Origin of the sequence: Micromonospora sp. RTP1Z1 (assembly GCF_033804685.1) — a bacterium.
GTDB lineage: Bacteria > Actinomycetota > Actinomycetes > Mycobacteriales > Micromonosporaceae > Micromonospora.
This window is the reverse complement of sequence record NZ_JAPFQV010000043.1, coordinates 35,510-55,393: the sequence shown is the minus strand read 5'-3', so window position 1 is coordinate 55,393 and position 19,884 is coordinate 35,510. Positions and strand designations below refer to the sequence as shown.

The window sequence follows — 19,884 nt, the reverse complement described above, 5'->3', positions numbered from 1 at the left end:
AGCCAAACTGCCGCTGCACGCGCGCACTTTCTGCTGCGATGTATGCGGCCTGGTGATGGACCGGGACGCTAACGCCGCCTGCAACCTCGCCGCCCTTGCGGCGGCCAGCACCACCGGTACCGGAGTGCCCGGAGACCGGGGCGCGAAAGCGCCGAAGCCTCGTGGAGCCGACCAGAAGACCCGCGTCACCCTCCCCAGCCGAATCGCCGGGGCGGGGCGGGCAGGTGGCGCAACCCTGCCACGACAGCGGCAGACGGAAACGAGAGACCGTCATCAGGACACCACGACCCTCACGTTGCGGTGACACCGTTACGGACCTTCCATGCGGAAACGCACGGATTGCTGAGACCTGACGATAGGATCAGCAACGGTCAGGAGAAGAGGCCGCGGCGGTGGAGGGACTGGCGGAGCCGGGCGTCGAGCTGGGCGGCCCAGTCGACCGTCGCGGCGCTCGCGTGGCCGACGGTGAAGCGACCGAAGGCGTCATGGCCCTCGGCGAAGAGGCCGCCCCGCTTGTCGACCTCCAGCACCACCTGCACCTGCTGCGGGTCGGTGACGAAGGTGACCTCGAGCTGGTTGATCGCGCGGGCGTACTGCGGCGCGGGATGGAACTCGATCTCCTGGTAGAACGGCAGGCTTTGGCGTACGCCGTAGATGTGCCCGCGCTCCACGTCGGCCCGGGCGAACCGGAAGCCCAGCCGCAGCAACGCCTCCAGCAACCGCTCCTGGGCCGGCAGCGGATGCACCGCCACCGGGTCTAGGTCGCCGGAATCGACCGCCCGGGCCACCTCCAGCTCGGTACGCAGCCCCATGGTCATCCCGTGCAGGTGCTGGCCGTACAGGTCGGTCAATGGCGTCTCCCACGGCACGTCGAACCGGAACGGGATGTCGTACCGCTGCCCCGGCTCCAGCCGGAACGCCCCGGTGACCCGACGGCGGCCGAACTCCTGGTTGGTGTCGTAGTCGGAGTCCCCGCTCTCCACCTCGACCCGGGTGACCAGGCCGAGGGCCACGTAGGACACATCCACGGCGTGGTCGCCGCCAGCCACCTGGATCCGGCCCTCCAGGTGACCACCCGGGCGGCAGTTCGGGTCGGTCAGCACCGTCTCCACCGAGGGACCACCGACACCCATCGCCTGCATGAGCCGCTTGAAGACCACCACGTCCTCCGATCACGTGTCTTGCCGGGCCCCAGTGGCCGGCCGCTGGCACGGTAACCGGGTCGGGCAACCGACGCCCGACGTTCCGACGGTATTGCTGTCGGTTCCCCGATCGCCTCACTCCCGTTTCACGCCCCGACCGCCAAGCTGTTCCTCACCGGCACCACCGCGCCGGCACGCGGCACGGAATCCGGTACGCGGCACGAAGGACACGGGGAGAGACAGAGATGGCCCTGCAGATGATCGAGCACCAGACCCGCCCGGCTGCCACCGTCGACGCCGAGCCAGGCACCGACACCCTGACCGATCTGGACGCCACCGACGAGCGCGGCGTCTCCACCGACCTGGTCCGGGCGTACCTGAACGGGATCGGCCGCACCAAGTTGCTCACCGCTGCGCAGGAGGTCGGGCTCAGCAAGCGGATCGAGGCCGGGCTCTTCGCCGAGGAGAAGCTCTCCACCTGCACCCCGGTCTCCACTGAACTGCGGGCCGACCTGGCGCTGATCGCGGCCGAGGGCCGCGCCGCCAAGGACCACCTGCTGGAGGCGAACCTGCGGCTGGTGGTGAGCATCGCCAAGCGGTACACCGGTCGCGGCATGGCGTTCCTGGACCTCATCCAGGAGGGCAACCTCGGCGTGATCCGCGCCGTCGAGAAGTTCGACTACACCAAGGGCTACAAGTTCTCCACCTACGCCACCTGGTGGATCCGCCAGGCCATCACCCGCGCCATGGCCGACCAGGCCCGCACCATCCGCATCCCGGTGCACATGGTCGAGCAGGTCAACCGGATGGTCCGGGCCCGCCGGGAACTGTCGGTCTCACTGGGCCGGGAGCCCACCGTCGCCGAGGTGGCCGTCGCGCTGGGCGTCCCGGAGTTCCAGGTGATCGAGCTGATCTCGTACGACCGGGAGCCGGTCAGCCTGGACCAGGCGGTCGGCGCCGACGGGGAGAGCGCGCTCGGTGACTTCGTAGCTGCGGTGGACCCGCGCGCGGAGCCGGGTGACGCCGCGGCCAACGGCGAACTGCGCAACGAGGTCCGGATTGTGCTGGCCACCCTCTCCCAGCGGGAGCAGGCGGTGATCCGGCTCCGGTTCGGCCTGGACGACGGCCGGCAGCGCACCCTCGACGAGGTGGGCCGGGAGTTCGGCCTGTCCCGGGAGCGGATCCGGCAGATCGAGAAGGTGACGCTGCTCAAGCTGCGCGCCCCGGAGCGGGCGAATCGCCTGGAGGCGTACGCCTGCTGACGCACCCGGACGCGGAGGCCCCGGCGGTTCGCCGGGGCCTCCGCCGCGTGGCGCCCTTGACACCCTGCTCAGGTCGGGCAGGGTGCGAAGGCATGAACTGGACCCTGGAAGTGGTGGTGGTGCCGGTCTCCGACGTGGATCGGGCCAAGGAGTTCTACGCCGACCGCCTCGGCTTCGCCGTCGACCACGACACCCGGATCGGCGATGACATACGGATCGTGCAGCTCACTCCCCCGGGCTCGGGCTGCTCGATCGTGATCGGCAGAGGCGCGGTCCCGGACATGCCGCCGGGCTCGCTCAAGGGCCTCCAACTGGTGGTGCCGGACCTGGAGAAGGCCCGCGCGGAGCTGGTCGAGCGGGGCGTGGCGGTCAGCGAGATCCAGGTGATGGGGCGCAACCCCCGCCCGGTGCCGCACCCGCTGGACAACGTCGGCTTTGTCTTCTTCACCGACCCGGACGGCAACGCCTGGGCCGTCCAGCAGATCTCCGGTCGCGGCTGACGCCGACCGTCAGAGCCGGCGGGGTCCGGTGTCGGGGCGGGGCGCCTCGATGCCGGTGCGGACGGCGGCGTGCAGCACCGAGATGCCGTCCGGACGGGCCAGCACCGGGTTGAGGGTCAGCGACCGGACCCGGGGCTGCTCGTCGGCGAGCCGGCCGACCCGCAGCAGCAGCTCGACCAGGGCGGCCCGGTCCACCGGGGCGGCGCCCCGGTGCCCGCGCAGCAGTGGCGCGGCGCGCGGCTCGTCGACCAGCTCGGCGGCGTCCCGGTCGGTCAGCGGCACGGCCCGCCAGGCCCGGTCGCCGAGCAGCTCGGTGGCGACACCGCCGAGCCCGAAGCCGACCACCGGCCCGAACGCCGGGTCCTCCATCAGCTCCACCACGCAGGCCACGCCGGGCGGGACCATCGGCTGGACCAGGACGTCCGCGCCGAAGACCGGGGCCATGTCCGCGTACGCCCGGCGCAGCGCCGCCGGGTCGGCCAGGTCGAGGCGGACTGCGCCGAGGTCGAGGCGGTGCCGCAGGCCGGGCGCGGCGGCCTTCAACGCCACCGGCCAGCCGAGTCGCCCGGCGGCCTCGACCGCCTCGTCGGCCGTCCGCGCCGGCGCGGACTCCACCACGTCGATGCCGTACGCCCCGAGCAGCGCCGCCGGATCGGCGCCGTCCACCCGGAACGCGGCCTGCCCGGCAGCCCGGTCGACCCGGTCCAGCTCCGGCAGCACCCCGGCCGGCCGGCGCAGCCAGTCGGCGTACGTGGAGGCCCGGGCCAGGGCCCGGACCGCCTCCTCCACGCTCGGGTACGCGGGCACCCCGGCGGGCACCCGGCCGGCGAGGAACGTCGCCACCACCGGCTTGCCGGCGGCGAGGGCGTCGGGCAGGGCGGCGGTGAAGTCGGCGTCCGGGTCGGCGAGCTGGCCGGGCAGCGGGGGGGCGAAGACCGCCACCACCGCGTCGACGCCCTCGTCGGCGGCCGACGCGGCGAGCGCGGCCGCGTACTCGGCGGCGCCGGCCCGGGGGCCGACGTCGCGGGGGTAACCCTCGGCCACGGTGAGCCCCTGGGCGGCGCAGGCGGTGGCGGCCAGCCCGGTCAGCGCGGAGGAGTTGCCCACCACGGCCACCCGGCGGCCGGCCGGCAGCGGCTGGTGGGCCAGGAGCACGCCGACGTCGAGCAGTTCGGCGACGGTGTCCACCCGGATCACCCCGGACTGGGCGAAGAGCGCGCTCACCGCGACGGCGTCCAGGGCCGGCGCGTCGCCGACGCCGGGCGGGCGGGCCAGCGAGGCGAGCGCCACCACCGGCTTGCTCCGGCCGATCCGGCGGGCCAGCCGGGCGAACTTGCGCGGGTTGCCGAAGGTCTCCAGGTAGAGCGTGATGACGTCGGTGCCCGGGTCGTCCTGCCAATACTGGAGCAGGTCGTTGCCGGAGACGTCGGCCCGGTTGCCGGCCGAGACGAAACTGGACACGCCGAGTCTGCGTCGGGACGCCTCGGCGAGCAGCGCCACCCCGAACGCGCCGGACTGGCTGAACACGCCGACCCGACCGGGGGCGGGCAGCACCGGGGCGAGGGTGGCGTTGAGGCGTACCGTCGCGTCGGTGTTGGCGACACCGAGACAGTTCGGGCCGACCACCCGCATGCCGGCCAGGTGCGCGGCGCGGACCAGGGCCCGCTGGGCGGTCGCCCCCTCCGGCCCGGCCTCGGCGAACCCGGCCGAGATGACCACCAGGCCGTGCGCGCCGGCCTTCGCGGCGTCAGCGACCACCGCGGTCACCGCCTCCGGGGCCACCGCGACCACCGCCAGGTCGATGTCGAGCCCCGCGTCGGCCGCCGACGGGTACGCGGGCAGCCCGGCCACCGTGGCCGCGGTGGGGTGCACCGGCACGACCGCCCCGGTGAAGCCGCCGTCGCGCAGGTGCCCGAGCACCGCCGCGCCGACGCCCTGGCCGGTGGCGCTCGCCCCGTAGACGGCGATGCCGCGCGGGGCGAGCAGCCGGGCGATCGAGCGGGATTCGGTGCGATGCTCCCGGCCGCGCTGCACCTCCAGGGTCGCCTCGGTTGGCGCGATCGGGAAGCTCAGGTGCACCACGCCGTCGGCGAACTGGCGCTGGACCTGGTAGCCGAAGTCGGAGAAGACCCGCAGCATCGCCCCGTTGGCCGGCAACACCTCGGCGACGAAGTGCACGATGCCGAACCGGCGGGCCGCGTCGGCCAGGTGCTCCAGCAGCACCGAGCCGATGCCCCGGCTCTGGTACGCGTCCTCGACCACGAAGGCCACCTCGGCCTCCGGCGACCCGGGGCCGAGCCGCTCGTACCGGCCGACGGCCACGATCCGGCCGCCGGCCAGCACCACGAACGCCTCCCGGTCGCGGTGGTCGACGTTGACGAACCGCTGCAGGTCCCGCTCCGGGATGCGCGGGTACGGCGAGAAGTAGCGCAGGTAGCGGGTGCGCTCGGAGAAGCGCGCGTGCATCGCCACGATCGCCGGGGCGTCGTCCGGACGGATCTGTCGCAGCTGCACGGTCGTACCGTCGCTGAGCAGCACGTCCACCGGTTGTTCGACGGTGGTCACCGTCGTCCTCCCCCCACCGCCGGCTCAGTCCCGGGGATCGTGCGGGTCCAGCCCGAGCAGCGGGAAGACCGCCCTGCGGGTGGCCGCGACGGCCCGGCCCACGGCGTCCGGCTCACCGTTCGGCTGCCACGGCTCGTAGGACGGGTCGGCGTCGTCGGTCATCCGCAACGGCACCTCCCGGCCCGGCCGCCGCGCGGCGGCCAGCTCGCGCCAGGCCGGCGGGGTGAGCCTGGCCGGGTCGATCGGCTCGCCGCTGGCGATCGCGAGCAGGTGGGTCCACGCCCGGGGCACCACCTCGACCAGCGCGTACCCGCCGCCGCCGAAGGCCACCCAGCGGCCGTCGCAGAGCTCGTCGGCGAGCGCCCGCAGCGCCAGGTAGGTGGCCCGCTGCCCGTCCACCGAGAGGTGCAGGTCGGCGAGAGGGTCGAGCCGGTGGCCGTCCGCCCCGCACTGGGTGACCAGCAGCTGGGGCCGGAACGCCCGCAGCACCGACGGCACGATCGCGTGGAAGGCGCGCTGCCAGCCGGCGTCGTCGACCCCGGGCGGCAACGGCACGTTGACGGCGCTGCCCTGCGCGCCCGGCCCGCCGGTCTCGTCGGGGAACCCGGTGCCGGGGAAGAGAGCGAGCGGGGTCTCGTGCAGGCTGATCGTGAGCACCCGCGGGTCGTGGTAGAAGATCTCCTGCACGCCGTCGCCGTGGTGCACGTCCACGTCCACGTACGCGATCCGCTCCGCGCCGAGGTCGAGCAGGCGGGCGATGGCCACCGCCGGATCGTTGTAGACGCAGAAACCGGCGGCCCGGGCGGGCATCGCGTGGTGCAGGCCGCCGGCGACGTTGACCGCCCGACGGGCGTCGCCGCGCCACACCGCCTCGGCGGCGGCCACGCTGGCCCCGGCGATCAGCGCGCTGGACTCGTGCATGCCGTCGAAGACGGGATTGTCCGACGTGCCCAGTCCGAAGCCGGCGAAGAGCGGATCGCACGGCGCGGCGCGGACCGCGTCCAGGTAGCGGGGGTCGTGCACCAGGGTCAGCAGCGCGTCGTCGGCCGGCTCCGGTTTGACCAGGCGGACTCCGGGTCGGTCCAGCACGCCGAGCTCGCGGGCGAGCGCGATGGTCAGCTCGACCCGGACCGGGTCGAGGGGATGGTCACCCATGTCGTAGGCGAGGAGGGCCTCGTCCCACACCACCACCGTGTCGTCGGCCATGGCGTCATCGTCGCACGCGGCCCGGCGGGTGCCCACCGCACGCGCTGCTCAGCCGACGGGTGTCTCCCCGGTGGCGACCGACCGGGCCGGGTCGGCGACCCAGTTGCTCCACGAGCCGACGTAGAGCGCGGCGTCCGGCCGGCCGGCGAGGTGCAGCGCGAGGACCGCCTGGGCGGCGGTCACCCCGGATCCGCAGTACGCCCCGACCGGCGTGGTGTCGACCACCCCCGCCGCGGCGAACCGCTCCCGCAGCGCCTCGGCGGCCGGGAAGCGGCCGCCGGTGACGTACTCCGGTGCGGGCAGGTTCACCGCACCCGGCACGTGCCCGGCGACCGGGTCGATCGGCTCGGTCTCGCCCCGGTAGCGCGGCGCGGCCCGCACGTCGAGCAGGACGCCGGAGTCGGCGGCGGCCAGCCGGGCGGCCTCCCCGGCGTCGAGGACCGGCAGCGCGCCGGGCGCGACGGTGACGTCACCGGGGGTGGGGGTGGGCGGCTCGGTGGAGGTGGGCAGGCCGGCGGCGACCCAGGCCGGGAAGCCGCCGTGCAGCACGCGTACCGGCCGGTGCCCGACCCAGCGCAGCGTCCACCAGGCCCGGGCGGCGGCCATGCCGTCACCGCCGTCGTACACGACGACGGGGTGACCGGCCCGGACGCCGGCGGCCCGCAGCGCGGCCTGGAGCGCGGCGGGGTCGGGCAGCGGGTGCCGGCCGGCGGCGCCGGGCCGGCCGCAGAGCTCGGTGTCCAGGTCGACGAAGACCGCGCCGGGCAGGTGGCCGGCCGCGTAGTCGTCCCGACCGGGTGGGCCGACGAGCCGCCAGCGGACGTCGAGCAGGACGGGCGGGTCGGCGCGGTCGAGCTCGGTGCCGAGCGCGTCGGCCTCGACCAGCAACTCCTCGGTTCCGGACATGAGGTCCAGTCAACACCATCCGGGCAGCGACCTTGGGCGTTGGCCTGTGAGCAAGCGCCCGACCCCGGAGAGCGTCCGGACCCATTTCCGCCAGCTTGGCCGGGAGTGGGTCCGGCAACGCCCGGACCCTCAGCGAGACGCCGAGGTGACAGCCATCCTCCGATCCATCCGGAAGGACAGGGTCAGCCGCGAGGGACGATAACCACCGAGTCAGGCGGCGGCCCGTCCCATCCGTTGCTGGCTCTCTTACCTACTGGCTTGACGATGATCCGCTTGACGTAGCGGCCCAGGATCTCCCTGCGCCTGTGCAAGCTCTCCGGAGCATCGTCAAGCCAGTCTTCTAGCTCCTCGTCCTTGTCGACCGAGATCATCGCGGCTTCCTTGGCCAGCTCGCCCTGCTGGGCTCGTAGCTGCTGGATTTGCTCGCGTAGCGGGATGAGCCGGTCCATGGCCTGATCGTCGTTGTAGATGCCCTTCTGGTGGCCGTTCTGGACTCGCGTGTACTCCGTCTCCAGCTCCCGGATTCGAGCCTCAATGGCAGGGTTGGGATCGTCGGCCTGCTCCGCGGGGCCGCTCAACTTGCCTTCGATGGCGCCGGTTACCCACTCCCTGACCGCATCCTCCAGCCAGGGGCGCTGGCGGGAGCACTGGCCGCACCCTCCCCGCTGGGAGATGCAGACGTAGCGGTTGTACCGGCTGTACTTGGTGTCCCCTGGCGGGTCGTACACCTGGGCGGACATCGGGGCACCGCACATGCAGTACACGAAACCCGGCAGCAGGTACTTTCGAGCCCTCGTGGGTCCACCCTTCCCCTTGGCCCCCCGGGTACCCAGAGCCTCAAGGATGGCCTCATGTTCGGCCCGGGTGATGATGGCGGGCCACTTGCCCTCCCCGACAACCTCTCCGTCGTGAGCCACCAGGCCGGCAATCCGCGGGTTGCGCAGGGTCCGGGCCACGTTGCCGTCGTTCTGCCATTCCTTCCCCAGCGGTGTACGCACCCCCATGCGCTGCCAGAGCTTCCGAACCTCGGACACCCTTCCGGTGACAAACAGCCTCTCCATGCCCTCCCGGATGGCCTTGGCGGCGACCGGGTCGATCTCTTGGCAGTACCCGAGCGGGGAGCCGTGGACGTACCCGAACGTCCGCGCCCCGCCGTGTAGACGGCCTTCCTCCCGGCGCTGCCTGGCGGCCCGCTCCACCCGCTCCCCGGTCCGCTCCGCTTCCGCAGCGTCAATCGACGCCTTGATGCGGGCGGTCATGCGGCCTTCCGCGGTGCTCAGGTTGTCGTCGCCGCTGACGAGGGTGCGGAGGAAGACGCCCGTGTTCTGGTGCAGGGTGATGAGGCGTTCAAGCTCAAGGGGCCGGCGGGTAAGCCGGCTGTTGGAGTAGGACACGATCACGTCAGCGTGGCCGCCCTCGGCGGCGGCCATCATGTCCTCGAAGCCGGGCCGGCGCTTCTTGGCGCGGGTCGACGCGGATAGGTCGTTGTCGACGTACACTCGGACAACCTCGAACCCGAGCTTGGCGGCTAGCTCCCGGCAGTCTTCCTCCTGCCGGGTGACGCCCCGCTCCTCGCTCTCCCGGTCCTGGCTGATCCGGCAGTAGATGGCGCACCGCAGGGGTACGGGCTCACCCACGGTTCACCCCCTGATGGTGGTGGCAGGTGGGCGCTTGATCGTGAGACACTTGGGCCTCCGGTTCGTTCCTCGCTAGACGGGTGATAAAGATAAACGCTCACTCACTGGTAGATACAACCGAGATGTACCTGCGCACCATCCTCGAGCTGGAGGAGGAGGGGGTGCCGCCGCTGCGTGCCCGGATCGCGGAGCGGCTGCGGCAGAGCGGTCCCACCGTCAGCCAGACCGTCGCCCGGATGGAGCGGGACGGCCTACTCACCGTCGAGGGCGACCGGCACCTGTCGCTCACCGCGCTGGGTCGCGCCGCCGCAGTCTCGGTGATGCGCAAGCACCGGCTGGCCGAGCTGCTGCTGGTCAACGTGATCGGCATGCCCTACGAGGAGGCCCACGAGGAGGCCTGCCGCTGGGAGCACGTGATGAGCGACGCGGTCGAGAAGCGGGTCTACGACCTGCTCAACCGGCCGACCCGCTCGCCGTACGGCAACCCGATCCCCGGTCTGGAGGAGCTGGGCAGCGCCGAGCAGCCCGAGACCGTCGGGGTGGAGGCCGAGCGCAACCTGGCGTTCCCGGGCCTCTCCGGGCCGGTCGTGGTCCGGCGGATCTGCGAGAGCGTGCAGACCGACGCCGACGTGCTCCGGCAGCTGCACGCGGCGGGCGTCGACCCGGGCGCCACGGTGACCGTCGCCCAGGAGCGGGACGGCGTGTCGATCGACCGCTCCGGCGACCGGGTCCGGCTGCCCCGCGAGGTGGCCTCCCGGGTGTTCGTCGCCACCCACTGACGGGTCAGAGCCGGCGGGTGTCCACCGTCTTCGCCAGGATGACCAACCGGCCGGCCACCTTCTCGGCGGCCGCCTTGTCGGCGCCGGGCGGGCAGGTCCAGCGGAGGGTGGCCAGCCGCCCCTCGGTGGCGAGCCAGCCCACCTCGCCCGCCGGCCCGAGCTTCGCGGTCTTCGGCAACGTCCGGCGGTAGGCGATCTGGCCCAGCTTGGGCACCTTCTTCGACCCGTCGGGCAGCACGTCGGCGGAGAAGGCCGACACGTCGATCGAGGTCTCGGTGACGGTCAGCGTCAGCTCCGGCAGGACGGCCTGCTCGGCCCGGACCACGCAGGTGTGCGTGTCCCCCCGCTCGCTCGCCGCCGCCACGTCGAACCGGCCGCCGGTGTGCTTCGCGATCACCGTGAAATCGAGCAGCCGGCAGGCGCCGCCGGAGGAGGCGGCCGCCACCTCGACGGTCACCGGTTCGGCTGCGGGAACCGCCACCGGCTGGGCCTCCTTGGCGCAACCGGCGGTCAACGCCACGGCCACGCCGACGAGCCAGATCCGCCCGTGCACGCCCACCCCTCCTCACCGGCGGGGCTCCCCTCGCCGGACGTCCGTCGGACACCGTACGGGGTGCCCCGGTCCGGCGGAAGCCCTCAATCGTCCACATACGGACAGTGCCGGCACCCTCGCCCACAGCAGGTGCCGCGCCGAGCCAGGAACCCGGCGCTGAGCACGAAGAGCCCGGTCGCCGGGTCGAGGTAGCCGGCCTCCCCGGCGGCCAGGACGGCGGCGTGCGCGGCCAGGATCACTTCCCGGTCCGGATGGTCGGACGGCAACCGGGACGGGTGCGGCTCGGTCAACGGCCGGTCCGCCAACGGTCGTTGCTCTCCAGGCACCGGGCGAGTCTACGGAGGTCGGATCGCTCGATCATCGACCACGACAAGGTCGGGGGAGGGTGGTGCGGATGCTACGAAGCTGATGTCGCAGATGAATCGGGACGTCAGCCGGGCCGGGCCGTCAGCCGTGGCGGGCGAAGGCGGCGGCGATCTCCGCCCGGTCCGCGCCGCCCGCCAGCAGCAGCCGGAGCAGCACCTTCGCCTTGTACGGGTCGAGCAGCCCGCCGTTGACCAGCCCGCGTCGCCGCAGGTCGGTCTCCGAGCCCGCCGCGCCGTACGTGTGCCGCAGCACCGACCCGGCGCCGGTGCGTGAGGTGAGCACCACCGGCATCCGCTCGGCGAGGGCGCCGAGCACCGGCGCGAATGCGGGCGGCACGTGACCGACGCCGAAGCCGGCCACCACCAGACCCTGCCGACCGTGGGCGAGCCCGTCGAGCAGCGCCACATCGTCGTCGAGGGTGACGGTGTGCAGGGCCACCCGGGTGGCGGCCAGCCGGTCGGGGTCCACCGACGGCAACGGGGCGTGCCGCGCCGGCCGGGTCAGCAGCCGTACCGCTGACTCGATCACGTGGCCGAGCGGGCCGGCGTTGGGCGAGGCGAAGGTGGCCGTGCTGGTGCTGTGGGTCTTGCGGACGTACCGGGCGGCGTGGATCTCGTCGTTGAACGCGACGAGGACGCCGAGGTCGCGGGCGACCGGCGCGGCGGCGACCCGGACGGCGGCGAGCAGGTTCGCCGGTCCGTCCGGGCCGGCCAGGGTGGGGTTGCGCATCGCGCCGGTGAAGACCAGCGGCGCCGGGTGCGGCCAGACCAGGTCGGCCAGGAAGGCGGTCTCCTCCAGGGTGTCGGTGCCCTGGGTCACCACCACGCCGGTCGCCCCGTCGGCCACCGCCGCGCCCGCCGCGGCGACCAGGTCGAGGATCCGGCGGTACGTCAGGTCGGCGCTCGGCACCGCCTGCACGTCCCGCACGTCGAGCGGGAGGTCGGCCAGCCCGGGCACGGCGGCGGCGAGTTCGGCGCCGGTCAGCCGGGTGACCACCCCCGTCGACCCGGCCCCGGCCATCGCGATGGTCCCGCCGAGGGTGAAGAGGACGACGCTCACCGGTCGACCCCGTCCGCCCGGACCGCCAGCATCAACGACTGCGGCCCCTTCTCCCGGCCCTGCCGCTCCCGGTCCAGCCGGGCGCACACCTCGAACCCGGCCGCGGCGAGCTGCTCGGCGACCCGGTCCGGCGACAGCCAGTGCACGTCGTACGAGACGGTGTGGCCGTACGCCTCCTCGAGGCGACGGCAGCGGTCGCCGGCCTTGAAGGCGAGCAGCAGCCGACCGCCCGGGGCGAGCACCCGGTGGAACCCGGCGAAGACGCCGGGCAGCAGCTCCGGCGGCACGTGGATGATCGAGTACCAGGCGACGAGACCGGCGAGGGCTCTGTCGGGCAGCGCCAGGTCGGTCATCGAGCCGACCTCGAAGCGCAGCCCCGGGTGGTTCCGCCGGGCCACCTCGACCATGCCGGGCGACAGGTCGATCCCGGCGACGTCCAGCCCGAGGTCGCGCAGGTGGGCGGTGATCCGCCCGGTGCCGCAGCCGACCTCGACCACCGGTCTCGCTCCACCGACCTGCTCGGCGAACGCGGCCAGCATCGCCCGGTCCAGCGTCCCCTCCCCCACGTCGGGCAAGAGTCGGGCGTAGTCGACGGCGACGGTGTCGTAGGCGGCGCGGGTCTCGGCCATCCAGTGCGGTTCCGGCATGACCGGAAACCCTAGTGGGCCGCGGCGCACGGGGCGGCGATCGGTCGGCGGACCGAAATCCCGTGCTGTGGTACGGGATGCGGCGATAGGGTGCTCCAGCTCCGGGGCAACCGGCCGCGGCGCTCGTCAACGGACAGGCTCAGCAGTGACGCAACAGCTGGCACCCCCCACCACCCCGGGTCATGCCTCGCTCTGGCGTAGCCGGAACTTTCTGCTGCTGTGGAGCGGCCAGACGGTCAGCGAACTTGGCACTCGGGTCTCCGGCGTGGCGGTGCCGCTGCTCGCCGCGGACGTCCTCGGCGCCAGCGTCTTCCAGATCTCCCTGCTGACCGTCCTGGCCTGGCTGCCGTACCTGATCTTCTCGCTGCCCGTCGGGATCCTGGCCGACCGGGTGGACCAGCGCCGGCTGATGATCGTCTGCGACCTGGGCCGGGCGGCGCTCATGCTCTCCCTCCCGGTGGTCGCGCTGGTTGGGCACCTCACCCTGGCGTTCCTGTACGTCGTGGTGAGCCTCTCCGGGGTGCTGACCGTCGCCTTCACCGTGGCGTACCGGAGCATGCTGCCGCGGCTCGTGGGCGCGGATCAGCTCGTCGACGGCAACGCCAAGCTGGTCGCCAGCCAGCAGTTCGCCGAGCTGGCCGGCCCCACCCTCAGTGGCGCGTTGATCGGACTGGTCGGCGCGGCCCGGACGTTCTTCACCACCGGCGTCGCCTTCACGGTCAGCGCGGTGACGCTCCTGCTCATCCGCCCCACTCCGGACGCCGCGCCGCCGACCGCCGGGCGGGTGCCGCTGCGGGCCGCCCTGGGCGAGGGGATCGGTTTCGTCCGCCGCCAGCCGATCCTGGTGAAGATCCTCGCCTGCACCACCACGTCGAACTTCTTCGTGATGGCCGCGAGCTCCATCGAGGTCCCGTTCCTGCGCCGGGAGCTGCACGCCTCACCCCTGGTGATCGGGCTGGTATTTTCTGCCGGCGCCGTCGGCGGCCTGGTCACCGGCGCCCTGGCCAACCGGCTCTCCCAACGGATCGGCACCGCCCGGATCATCTGGGTGGCGATGGCCGCGCCCGGACCGCTCTACCTGCTGATCCCGCTGGCCCGATCCGGCTGGGGCGTGCTGCTCTTCGCGGTCGGGTTCGCCGCGTTCTCCGCGAACGCGGTGCTGTTCAACGTGGCGGCGATGTCGTACCGGCAGCGGATCACCCCGGCGCCGCTGCTCGGCCGGGTCAACGCCGCGTTCCTCTGGATCTGCTACGGGGTGATCCCGCTGGGCGCCCTGTTCGGCGGGACGCTCGGCAGTCAGCTCGGGCTGCGGCCGGCGCTGTGGATCTGCGTGCTGGGCATGTGGAGCGCCGCGGTGTTCGTGGTCTGCTCCCCGCTGGGGAGGATGCGCGACTTCCCGCCGATCGGTGACCTCACCCGAACCAGCTGAGCGCCTGCCCGTGCCCGCGGGTCCAGGCGAGCGGCGTGCCGTCCAACGCGAGCACGTTGTGCAGCGCCCCGCCCGGCGGCTCCGGCAGCCCGTCGTGGCGCAGCACGTCCGGCGCCTCGTTCGCGATCCAGTGCCCCGGGAGGCCGCCTACCACCTCGACGAACGCCTCCCGACGCGGCGCCGGGACCTGGTAGAGCATGGAAGTGTGGAACACCACCAGGGTCGCGCCGGCCGGTGCCTGCGCGGCCAGCGCCGGCAGGTCGTCCGCCAAGTCGCCGCGCATCAGCACCGGCGGCTCGGCCGCGGCGACGGCCACCGCGGCCCGCAGTCGGGCACGGCGGTGCGTGTGCTCCGGCCAGATGAGGGCGTCGAGCCACGCGACGTCCGCGGGTTCGCTCACGTCGAGCGGGTTCAGGTCCAGGCCGGCCCGCCACACCACCTCGGGCAGGCCGACGGGCGGCGCCATGCCCGTCGCCGCGCACTCGAGCACCGGTTCACCGGAACCAACCTCGTGGTCTCCGTAGCGGTAGGCGTACCGGTCGGGATAGAGGCAGAGCCCGGCGGACGCGCCGACCTCCAACAGCGCGAGCGGCTGCGGCAGCGCGGCCAGCACCGGCAGCAGCACGGTACACCGCCCGGCCTCGTTCGTCTGTGTCGCCCGGACGCGCATCTCGGCCTCGACCGTCGGCCAGTTCGCCACCGTGTAGTCGTGGAACGCGGCGGGGTCTTCGACCGGGCCGCCGAGCAACCGGACGACGCCGAACAGCAGATTCGGCTGCCGCTTGGCGGGCGGGAGCGTGCCGAGCAGGGCGAGCAGTTCCTCGTCGCGGGAGACCGCCAGTGCCAGGCGCTCGTACGCGGATGACAGGCCGTGCGCCTCGCGGGCGGCGAACGTGGTGTAGCTCGCGGCGATCGACATGTCCCAATGATCGCACCGCCCCGGACAACGCGAGGGGAGCCGGGCAACGCCCGACTCCCCTCGCGCCTACTGCACTTTCAGCGTCAGCTGCAGCCGCTGGTGGAGCCGCAGCCCTCGCAGACGTAGCAGCTACCGGCCGGCCGCATCTTCGTACCGCAGGTGAAGCAGAGCGGCGCGTCGGCTGCCTTGCCGATGACGGCCTCCAGCAGCTCGGTGCTGGAACCGACGGCCGGCGCCGGCTTGGCGGCGGCGACGTCCGCCATCTCCAGCGCCGGCTGGGCCACCGCCTTCTTCTCGACCGGGGTCTCGACCGGGGCGGAGGACGCCATGGCGGTGAGCTCCGCGCCGCTCACCGAAGCGCTCTCCGCCTCGGCCTCGGCCCGCAGCTGCGCGGCACGCTCGCTGGCGGTGAAGATGCCCAGCTCCGCGCGACGCTCGTACGGCAGGAAGTCCAGTGCCAGGCGACGGAAGATGTAGTCCATCACCGAGGCCGCCATCCGCACGTCCGGGTCGTCGGTCATGCCGGCCGGCTCGAAGCGCATGTTGGTGAACTTGCTGACGAACGTCTCCAGCGGCACGCCGTACTGCAGACCGATGGAGATGGCCACCGAGAAGGCGTCCATCACGCCGGCCAGGGTCGAGCCCTGCTTGGACATCTTGAGGAAGACCTCACCCAGGCCGTCGTCCGGGTACGACGACGCGGTGAGGTAGCCCTCGGCGCCGCCCACCGAGAAGGAGACCGTCTCCGACGGACGCTTCTTCGGCAGCCGCTTGCGCACCGGCCGGTACTCGACGACCTTCTCGACGACCTTCTCGACGGCGGCCGGGGCGGCCCCGGCGGTGGTGGTTGCCGCGGCCTTGTTCGGCTTGGCCACCGAGAGCGGCTGGCCCACCTTGCAGTTGTCCCGGTAGATCGCCAGCGCCTTGAGGCCGAGCTTCCAGCCCTCGAAGTAGATCTTCTCGACGTCCTCGACGGTGGCCTGCTCCGGCATGTTGACCGTCTTGGAGATGGCGCCGGAGATGAACGGCTGGACGGCCGCCATCATCCGCACGTGCCCCATCGGGGCGATCGTGCGCTCACCCATCGCGCAGTCGAAGACCGGGTAGTGCTCCGGCTTCAGCCCGGGGGCGTCGACCACGTGGCCGTGGTCGGCGATGTGCTCGACGATCGCCTCGACCTGCTCCTCGGGGTAGCCGAGGCTGCGCAGGGCGCGCGGGACGGTCTGGTTGACGATCTGCATCGAGCCGCCGCCGACCAGCTTCTTGAACTTGACCAGCGCCAGGTCCGGCTCGACGCCGGTGGTGTCGCAGTCCATCATCAGGCCGATGGTGCCGGTCGGCGCGAGCACGGCGGCCTGCGAGTTGCGCCAGCCGAACTTGTCGCCGATCTTGTTGCCCTGGGTCCACTGCTTGGTGGCCTCGCGGCCGATCGCGGTGGCCACGGTGCTGGTGGGCTTGATCTCGTCGTTGGCCGCGGCGTGCTTGCGCATGACCCGCTTGTGCGGCTCGGCGTTGCGGGCGTAGCCCTCGTACGCGCCGACGATGCCGGCCAGCTCGGCCGAGCGGCGGTACGCGGTGCCGGTCATCAGCGAGGTGATCGCCGCGGCGACCGAGCGGCCCTGCTCCGAGTCGTAGGGCAGGCCGGTGGCCATCAGCAGCGCGCCGAGGTTGGCGTAGCCGATGCCGAGCTGCCGGTAGGCGCGGGTGGTCTCGCCGATCTTCTCGGTCGGGAAGTCGGCGAAGCAGATCGAGATGTCCATCGCGGTGATGACCAGCTCGACGGACCGGACGAACTTCTCCACCTCGAAGCCGCCGTCGGCGCGGAGGAACTTCATCAGGTTGAGCGAGGCCAGGTTGCACGAGGAGTTGTCCAGGTGTAGGTACTCCGAGCACGGGTTCGACGCGGTGATCCGCCCGGTCTCCGGGCAGGTGTGCCAGTCGTTGATGGTGTCGTCGTACTGCAGGCCGGGGTCGGCGCACTCCCAGGCGGCCTGGGAGATGGTGCGGAAGAGCTTCTTCGCGTCGATCGTCTCGATGGTCTGCCCGTCGAGCCGGCCGCGCAGGTGGAAGCCGCCGCCGTTCTCCACCGCGGTCATGAACTCGTCGGAGACCCGCACCGAGTTGTTGGCGTTCTGGTACTGCACGCTGACGATGTCGGCGCCGCCCAGGTCCATGTCGAAGCCGGCGTCCCGCAGCGCGCGGATCTTGTCCTCCTCGCGCGCCTTGGTGACCACGAACTCCTCGATGTCCGGGTGGTCCACGTCGAGGATGACCATCTTGGCCGCGCGCCGGGTGGCGCCGCCGGACTTTATGGTCCCCGCGCTCGCGTCCGCGCCGCGCATGAAGCTGACCGGGCCGGAGGCGGTGCCGCCGGAGGAGAGCAGCTCGCGGGAGGAGCGGATCCGGGACAGGTTGACGCCGGAACCGGAGCCGCCCTTGAAGATCAGCCCCTCCTCCTTGTACCAGTCCAGGATGGAGTCCATCGAGTCGTCGACGGCCAGGATGAAGCACGCGCTGACCTGCTGCGGCGACGGCGTGCCCACGTTGAACCAGACCGGCGAGTTGAAGCTGAATACCTGGTGCAGCAGCATCCAGGTCAGCTCGTGCGCGAAGATCTCGGCGTCCGCCGGGGTGGCGAAGTAGCCGTTGTCCTCACCGGCCTTGCGGTAGGTGGTGACCACCCGGTCGATCAGCTGCTTGAGCGACCACTCCCGCTCCGGGGTGCCCACCGCGCCCCGGAAGTACTTGGTGGTCACGATGTTGGCCGCGTTGACGCTCCACGACTCGGGGAACTCCACGCCGCGCTGCTCGAAGTTGATCGAGCCGTCCCGCCAGTTGGTCATCACGACGTCGCGGCGCTCCCACGCCACCTCGTCGAACGGATGGACCCCCTCGGTCGTCCACACCCGCTCGACCTTCAGGCCTGCGTTGGCCGTCGCACCGGCCCGGGTCCGCGACTTGCTTGCTGTCACGCCGTCCCCCGCCATCTCATCCGCCCCCTCGTCTGCGCGGTCACCCGCCGCGCGTTCGTCGCTGTCAGAAATCCGAAAAACTCAACTGGTACGGCCGGCGGTCTCGACCGCGTCGGCCCCGGTGCCCTCCCGGGCGCGCGCGGCGGCCCGCAGCGTCTCGATCTCGTGCTCGAAGTCGGCGAGCGAGTCGAAGGACCGGTAGACGCTGGCGAAGCGCAGGTAGGCCACCTCGTCCAGGTCGCGCAGCGGCCCCAGGATCGCCAGCCCGACCTCGTGGCTCGGGAGCTCGGCGGCCCCCTTGGCCCGGACGGTCTCCTCGACCTTCTGCGCCAGCAGCGCGATCGAGTCGTCGTCGACCGGCCGGCCCTGGCACGCCTTGCGCACCCCGCCGATGATCTTCGTACGGCTGAACGGCTCGGTCACCCCGCTGCGCTTGACCACCGCGAGCACCGCCTCCTCGACGGTGGTGAACCGCTTGCCGCACTCCGGGCAGGACCGCCGCCGGCGGATGAGCTGGCCGTCGTCGGCCTCCCGCGAGTCGACGACCCGGGAGTCGGCGTGCCGGCAGTACGGACACCGCATCGCCTGACCTCCTTCATCGAACCGCGGGCGCACCGACGCGCTCCGGGCACGCGTCACCGCGCCGAAGGCCATCGTCGGATGGCCGTCGCCGGGTCGACGGTACGGGAGTGCGGTCGGTAGTCGAACCCAACCTGTAGGCAACTTACGCCCATGTGACTACTACATCTAGGGGTCGACGGTATGTCGTCGCCCAGGCGAGGTCAAGCTCGCCGGCGTGTCCGGCGCGTCATCAGAATCACTCACCCGTCCCACCTCCCCGGGGGGTCGCGGAAAGCCCAACGCCCCACTCCCGCCACGGTCACGGTCAGCCGTCACCTCGAACACCCGTTCGAAGTCGACGTATCATTTATCAGAACAGGCGTTCGGAATTCTCGGATTTCGCCCCGACACGCCGACAAGAGGTCGTACAGATGTTTGAAAATGGCCGATCTCACCTATACGGTCAACAACGACCGGGCGCGGCGTGTCGCCTCCGGCCGGTCGGCAGCATCATCCGCGCGCACCACGAGCCGCCAAGGCACCCAGCGCCGACCAGGGAGGGACGGACGTGACCGAGGACCGGGCCAGCCGGCAAAAGAACCCGCAGCCGATCGACGGGGCGGGTCCGCCGGCGATCCGACGGCCCCGCGCCGCGCGCAGCCGGACGGGCCAGCCCGCCGTGCGACCGGTCACGCCGGTGGTCAGCAGCTTCCCCGACCCCGCCACCGTCGACCTCACCGCCCGGCAGCGCCGGATCCTGGAGTTCATCCGCAGCTGGGTGGAGCGCCACGGGTACCCGCCGAGCGTGCGCGAGATCGGCGAGGCGGTCGGTCTGGTCTCCCCGTCCAGCGTCGCCTACCAGCTCAAGGAGCTGGAGAAGAAGGGCTTCCTGCGCCGCGACCCGAACCGGCCCCGGGCGGTCGACGTCCGCGCCCCCAGCGACGCGATCGACGACGAGCTGACCCGCTCGCAGCGTCCCACCCCGGCGTACGTGCCGATGCTGGGCCGGATCGCCGCCGGCGGCCCGATCCTCGCCGAGCAGGCGGTGGAGGACATCTACCCGCTCCCCCGCGAGCTGGTGGGTGAGGGCGAGGTCTTCATGCTCCAGGTCAAGGGCGATTCGATGCTCGACGCGGCCATCTGCGACGGCGACTGGGTGGTGGTCCGCCAGCAGCCCAACGCCGAGGCCGGCGACATCGTGGCCGCCATGCTGGACGGCGAGGCGACCGTGAAGACCTACCGGCGCCGCGACGGGCACGTCTGGCTGATGCCGCAGAACCCGGCCTTCGACCCGATCCCCGGCGACGACGCCACCATCATGGGCCGCGTCGTCGCGGTGCTGCGTCGGATCTGACACCCGGCCCGGGTGACCGCCGCGCGG

The 19,884-nt window shown here is 72.5% G+C and carries 18 protein-coding genes; 6 read left to right on the top strand and 12 right to left on the bottom strand.

What is annotated here, in order from left to right; all coding sequences use genetic code 11:
- The coding region (locus SLP03_RS21030) for a zinc ribbon domain-containing protein (RefSeq protein ID WP_319462331.1) at positions 1 to 304 on the top strand (304 nt) is incomplete at its 5' end.
- Positions 305 to 371: 67 nt separating this feature from the next.
- Here the strand turns inward: SLP03_RS21030 and SLP03_RS21025 are convergent.
- Positions 372 to 1,160, bottom strand: a complete 789-nt coding sequence (locus SLP03_RS21025) for a sporulation protein (protein WP_319462330.1) — start codon at positions 1,158 to 1,160, stop codon at positions 372 to 374.
- A gap of 227 nt (positions 1,161 to 1,387) precedes the next feature.
- Between SLP03_RS21025 and sigB the strand changes: the two genes are divergently transcribed.
- On the top strand, positions 1,388 to 2,404 hold the full coding sequence (sigB, locus tag SLP03_RS21020; protein WP_413644606.1) for an RNA polymerase sigma factor SigB: 1,017 nt from the start codon (positions 1,388 to 1,390) through the stop codon (positions 2,402 to 2,404).
- A gap of 92 nt (positions 2,405 to 2,496) precedes the next feature.
- Positions 2,497 to 2,904 carry a VOC family protein gene (locus tag SLP03_RS21015; RefSeq protein WP_319462329.1) on the top strand — a complete coding sequence of 136 codons (408 nt, stop codon included), beginning with the start codon at positions 2,497 to 2,499 and terminating at the stop codon, positions 2,902 to 2,904.
- A gap of 9 nt (positions 2,905 to 2,913) precedes the next feature.
- Here SLP03_RS21015 and SLP03_RS21010 read toward each other — a convergent pair whose 3' ends face one another.
- The 4 genes from SLP03_RS21010 to SLP03_RS20995 all read right to left on the bottom strand — a co-directional run bounded on the left by SLP03_RS21010 (position 2,914) and on the right by SLP03_RS20995 (position 9,218).
- On the bottom strand, positions 2,914 to 5,469 hold the full coding sequence (locus tag SLP03_RS21010) for a GNAT family N-acetyltransferase (protein WP_319462328.1): 2,556 nt from the start codon (positions 5,467 to 5,469) through the stop codon (positions 2,914 to 2,916).
- Positions 5,470 to 5,493: 24 nt separating this feature from the next.
- Positions 5,494 to 6,675: an acetoin utilization protein AcuC gene (locus SLP03_RS21005; protein ID WP_319462327.1), complete on the bottom strand. Its 1,182-nt coding sequence runs from the start codon at positions 6,673 to 6,675 to the stop codon at positions 5,494 to 5,496.
- A 48-nt stretch (positions 6,676 to 6,723) separates the two neighbouring features.
- Positions 6,724 to 7,581, bottom strand: a complete 858-nt coding sequence (locus tag SLP03_RS21000; RefSeq protein ID WP_319462326.1) for a sulfurtransferase — start codon at positions 7,579 to 7,581, stop codon at positions 6,724 to 6,726.
- A 182-nt stretch (positions 7,582 to 7,763) separates the two neighbouring features.
- On the bottom strand, positions 7,764 to 9,218 hold the full coding sequence (locus SLP03_RS20995) for a recombinase family protein (protein ID WP_319462325.1): 1,455 nt from the start codon (positions 9,216 to 9,218) through the stop codon (positions 7,764 to 7,766).
- An 80-nt stretch (positions 9,219 to 9,298) separates the two neighbouring features.
- Between SLP03_RS20995 and SLP03_RS20990 the strand changes: the two genes are divergently transcribed.
- Entirely contained in the window at positions 9,299 to 9,997 is a 699-nt protein-coding gene (locus SLP03_RS20990; protein WP_319462324.1) for a metal-dependent transcriptional regulator, read from the top strand.
- Between the two features lie 4 nt (positions 9,998 to 10,001).
- Here SLP03_RS20990 and SLP03_RS20985 read toward each other — a convergent pair whose 3' ends face one another.
- The 4 genes from SLP03_RS20985 to SLP03_RS20970 form a co-directional block, all read right to left on the bottom strand.
- A complete protein-coding gene (locus tag SLP03_RS20985) occupies positions 10,002 to 10,550 on the bottom strand; it encodes a hypothetical protein (RefSeq protein ID WP_319462323.1) in 549 nt (182 codons plus the stop codon).
- An 83-nt stretch (positions 10,551 to 10,633) separates the two neighbouring features.
- A complete protein-coding gene (locus tag SLP03_RS20980) occupies positions 10,634 to 10,876 on the bottom strand; it encodes a DUF5522 domain-containing protein (RefSeq protein ID WP_319462322.1) in 243 nt (80 codons plus the stop codon).
- 121 nt (positions 10,877 to 10,997) lie between these two features.
- Complete coding sequence (locus SLP03_RS20975; protein WP_319462321.1) at positions 10,998 to 11,975, bottom strand: asparaginase; 978 nt, start codon at positions 11,973 to 11,975, stop codon at positions 10,998 to 11,000.
- Positions 11,972 to 12,622: a class I SAM-dependent methyltransferase gene (locus SLP03_RS20970; RefSeq protein WP_319462320.1), complete on the bottom strand. Its 651-nt coding sequence runs from the start codon at positions 12,620 to 12,622 to the stop codon at positions 11,972 to 11,974. Before SLP03_RS20970 ends, SLP03_RS20975 begins: the two co-directional genes overlap by 4 nt.
- A 145-nt stretch (positions 12,623 to 12,767) precedes the next feature.
- Here SLP03_RS20970 and SLP03_RS20965 point away from each other — a divergent pair, with 145 nt between their 5' ends.
- Positions 12,768 to 14,051 carry an MFS transporter gene (locus SLP03_RS20965; RefSeq protein ID WP_319462319.1) on the top strand — a complete coding sequence of 428 codons (1,284 nt, stop codon included), beginning with the start codon at positions 12,768 to 12,770 and terminating at the stop codon, positions 14,049 to 14,051.
- Here the strand turns inward: SLP03_RS20965 and SLP03_RS20960 are convergent.
- From SLP03_RS20960 to nrdR, 3 genes are all read right to left on the bottom strand, one after another.
- Complete coding sequence (locus SLP03_RS20960) at positions 14,035 to 14,970, bottom strand: DUF2332 domain-containing protein (RefSeq protein ID WP_319462318.1); 936 nt, start codon at positions 14,968 to 14,970, stop codon at positions 14,035 to 14,037. The genes SLP03_RS20965 and SLP03_RS20960 overlap by 17 nt on opposite strands.
- A gap of 83 nt (positions 14,971 to 15,053) precedes the next feature.
- Positions 15,054 to 17,957, bottom strand: coding sequence for a vitamin B12-dependent ribonucleotide reductase (locus SLP03_RS20955; protein ID WP_319462317.1), 2,904 nt, complete (start codon positions 17,955 to 17,957; stop codon positions 15,054 to 15,056).
- A 66-nt stretch (positions 17,958 to 18,023) separates the two neighbouring features.
- Complete coding sequence (gene nrdR, locus SLP03_RS20950; protein ID WP_319462316.1) at positions 18,024 to 18,524, bottom strand: transcriptional regulator NrdR; 501 nt, start codon at positions 18,522 to 18,524, stop codon at positions 18,024 to 18,026.
- A gap of 547 nt (positions 18,525 to 19,071) precedes the next feature.
- Between nrdR and lexA the strand changes: the two genes are divergently transcribed.
- Positions 19,072 to 19,857 carry a transcriptional repressor LexA gene (gene lexA, locus SLP03_RS20945; protein WP_319462315.1) on the top strand — a complete coding sequence of 262 codons (786 nt, stop codon included), beginning with the start codon at positions 19,072 to 19,074 and terminating at the stop codon, positions 19,855 to 19,857.
- Positions 19,858 to 19,884: the final 27 nt, after the last annotated feature.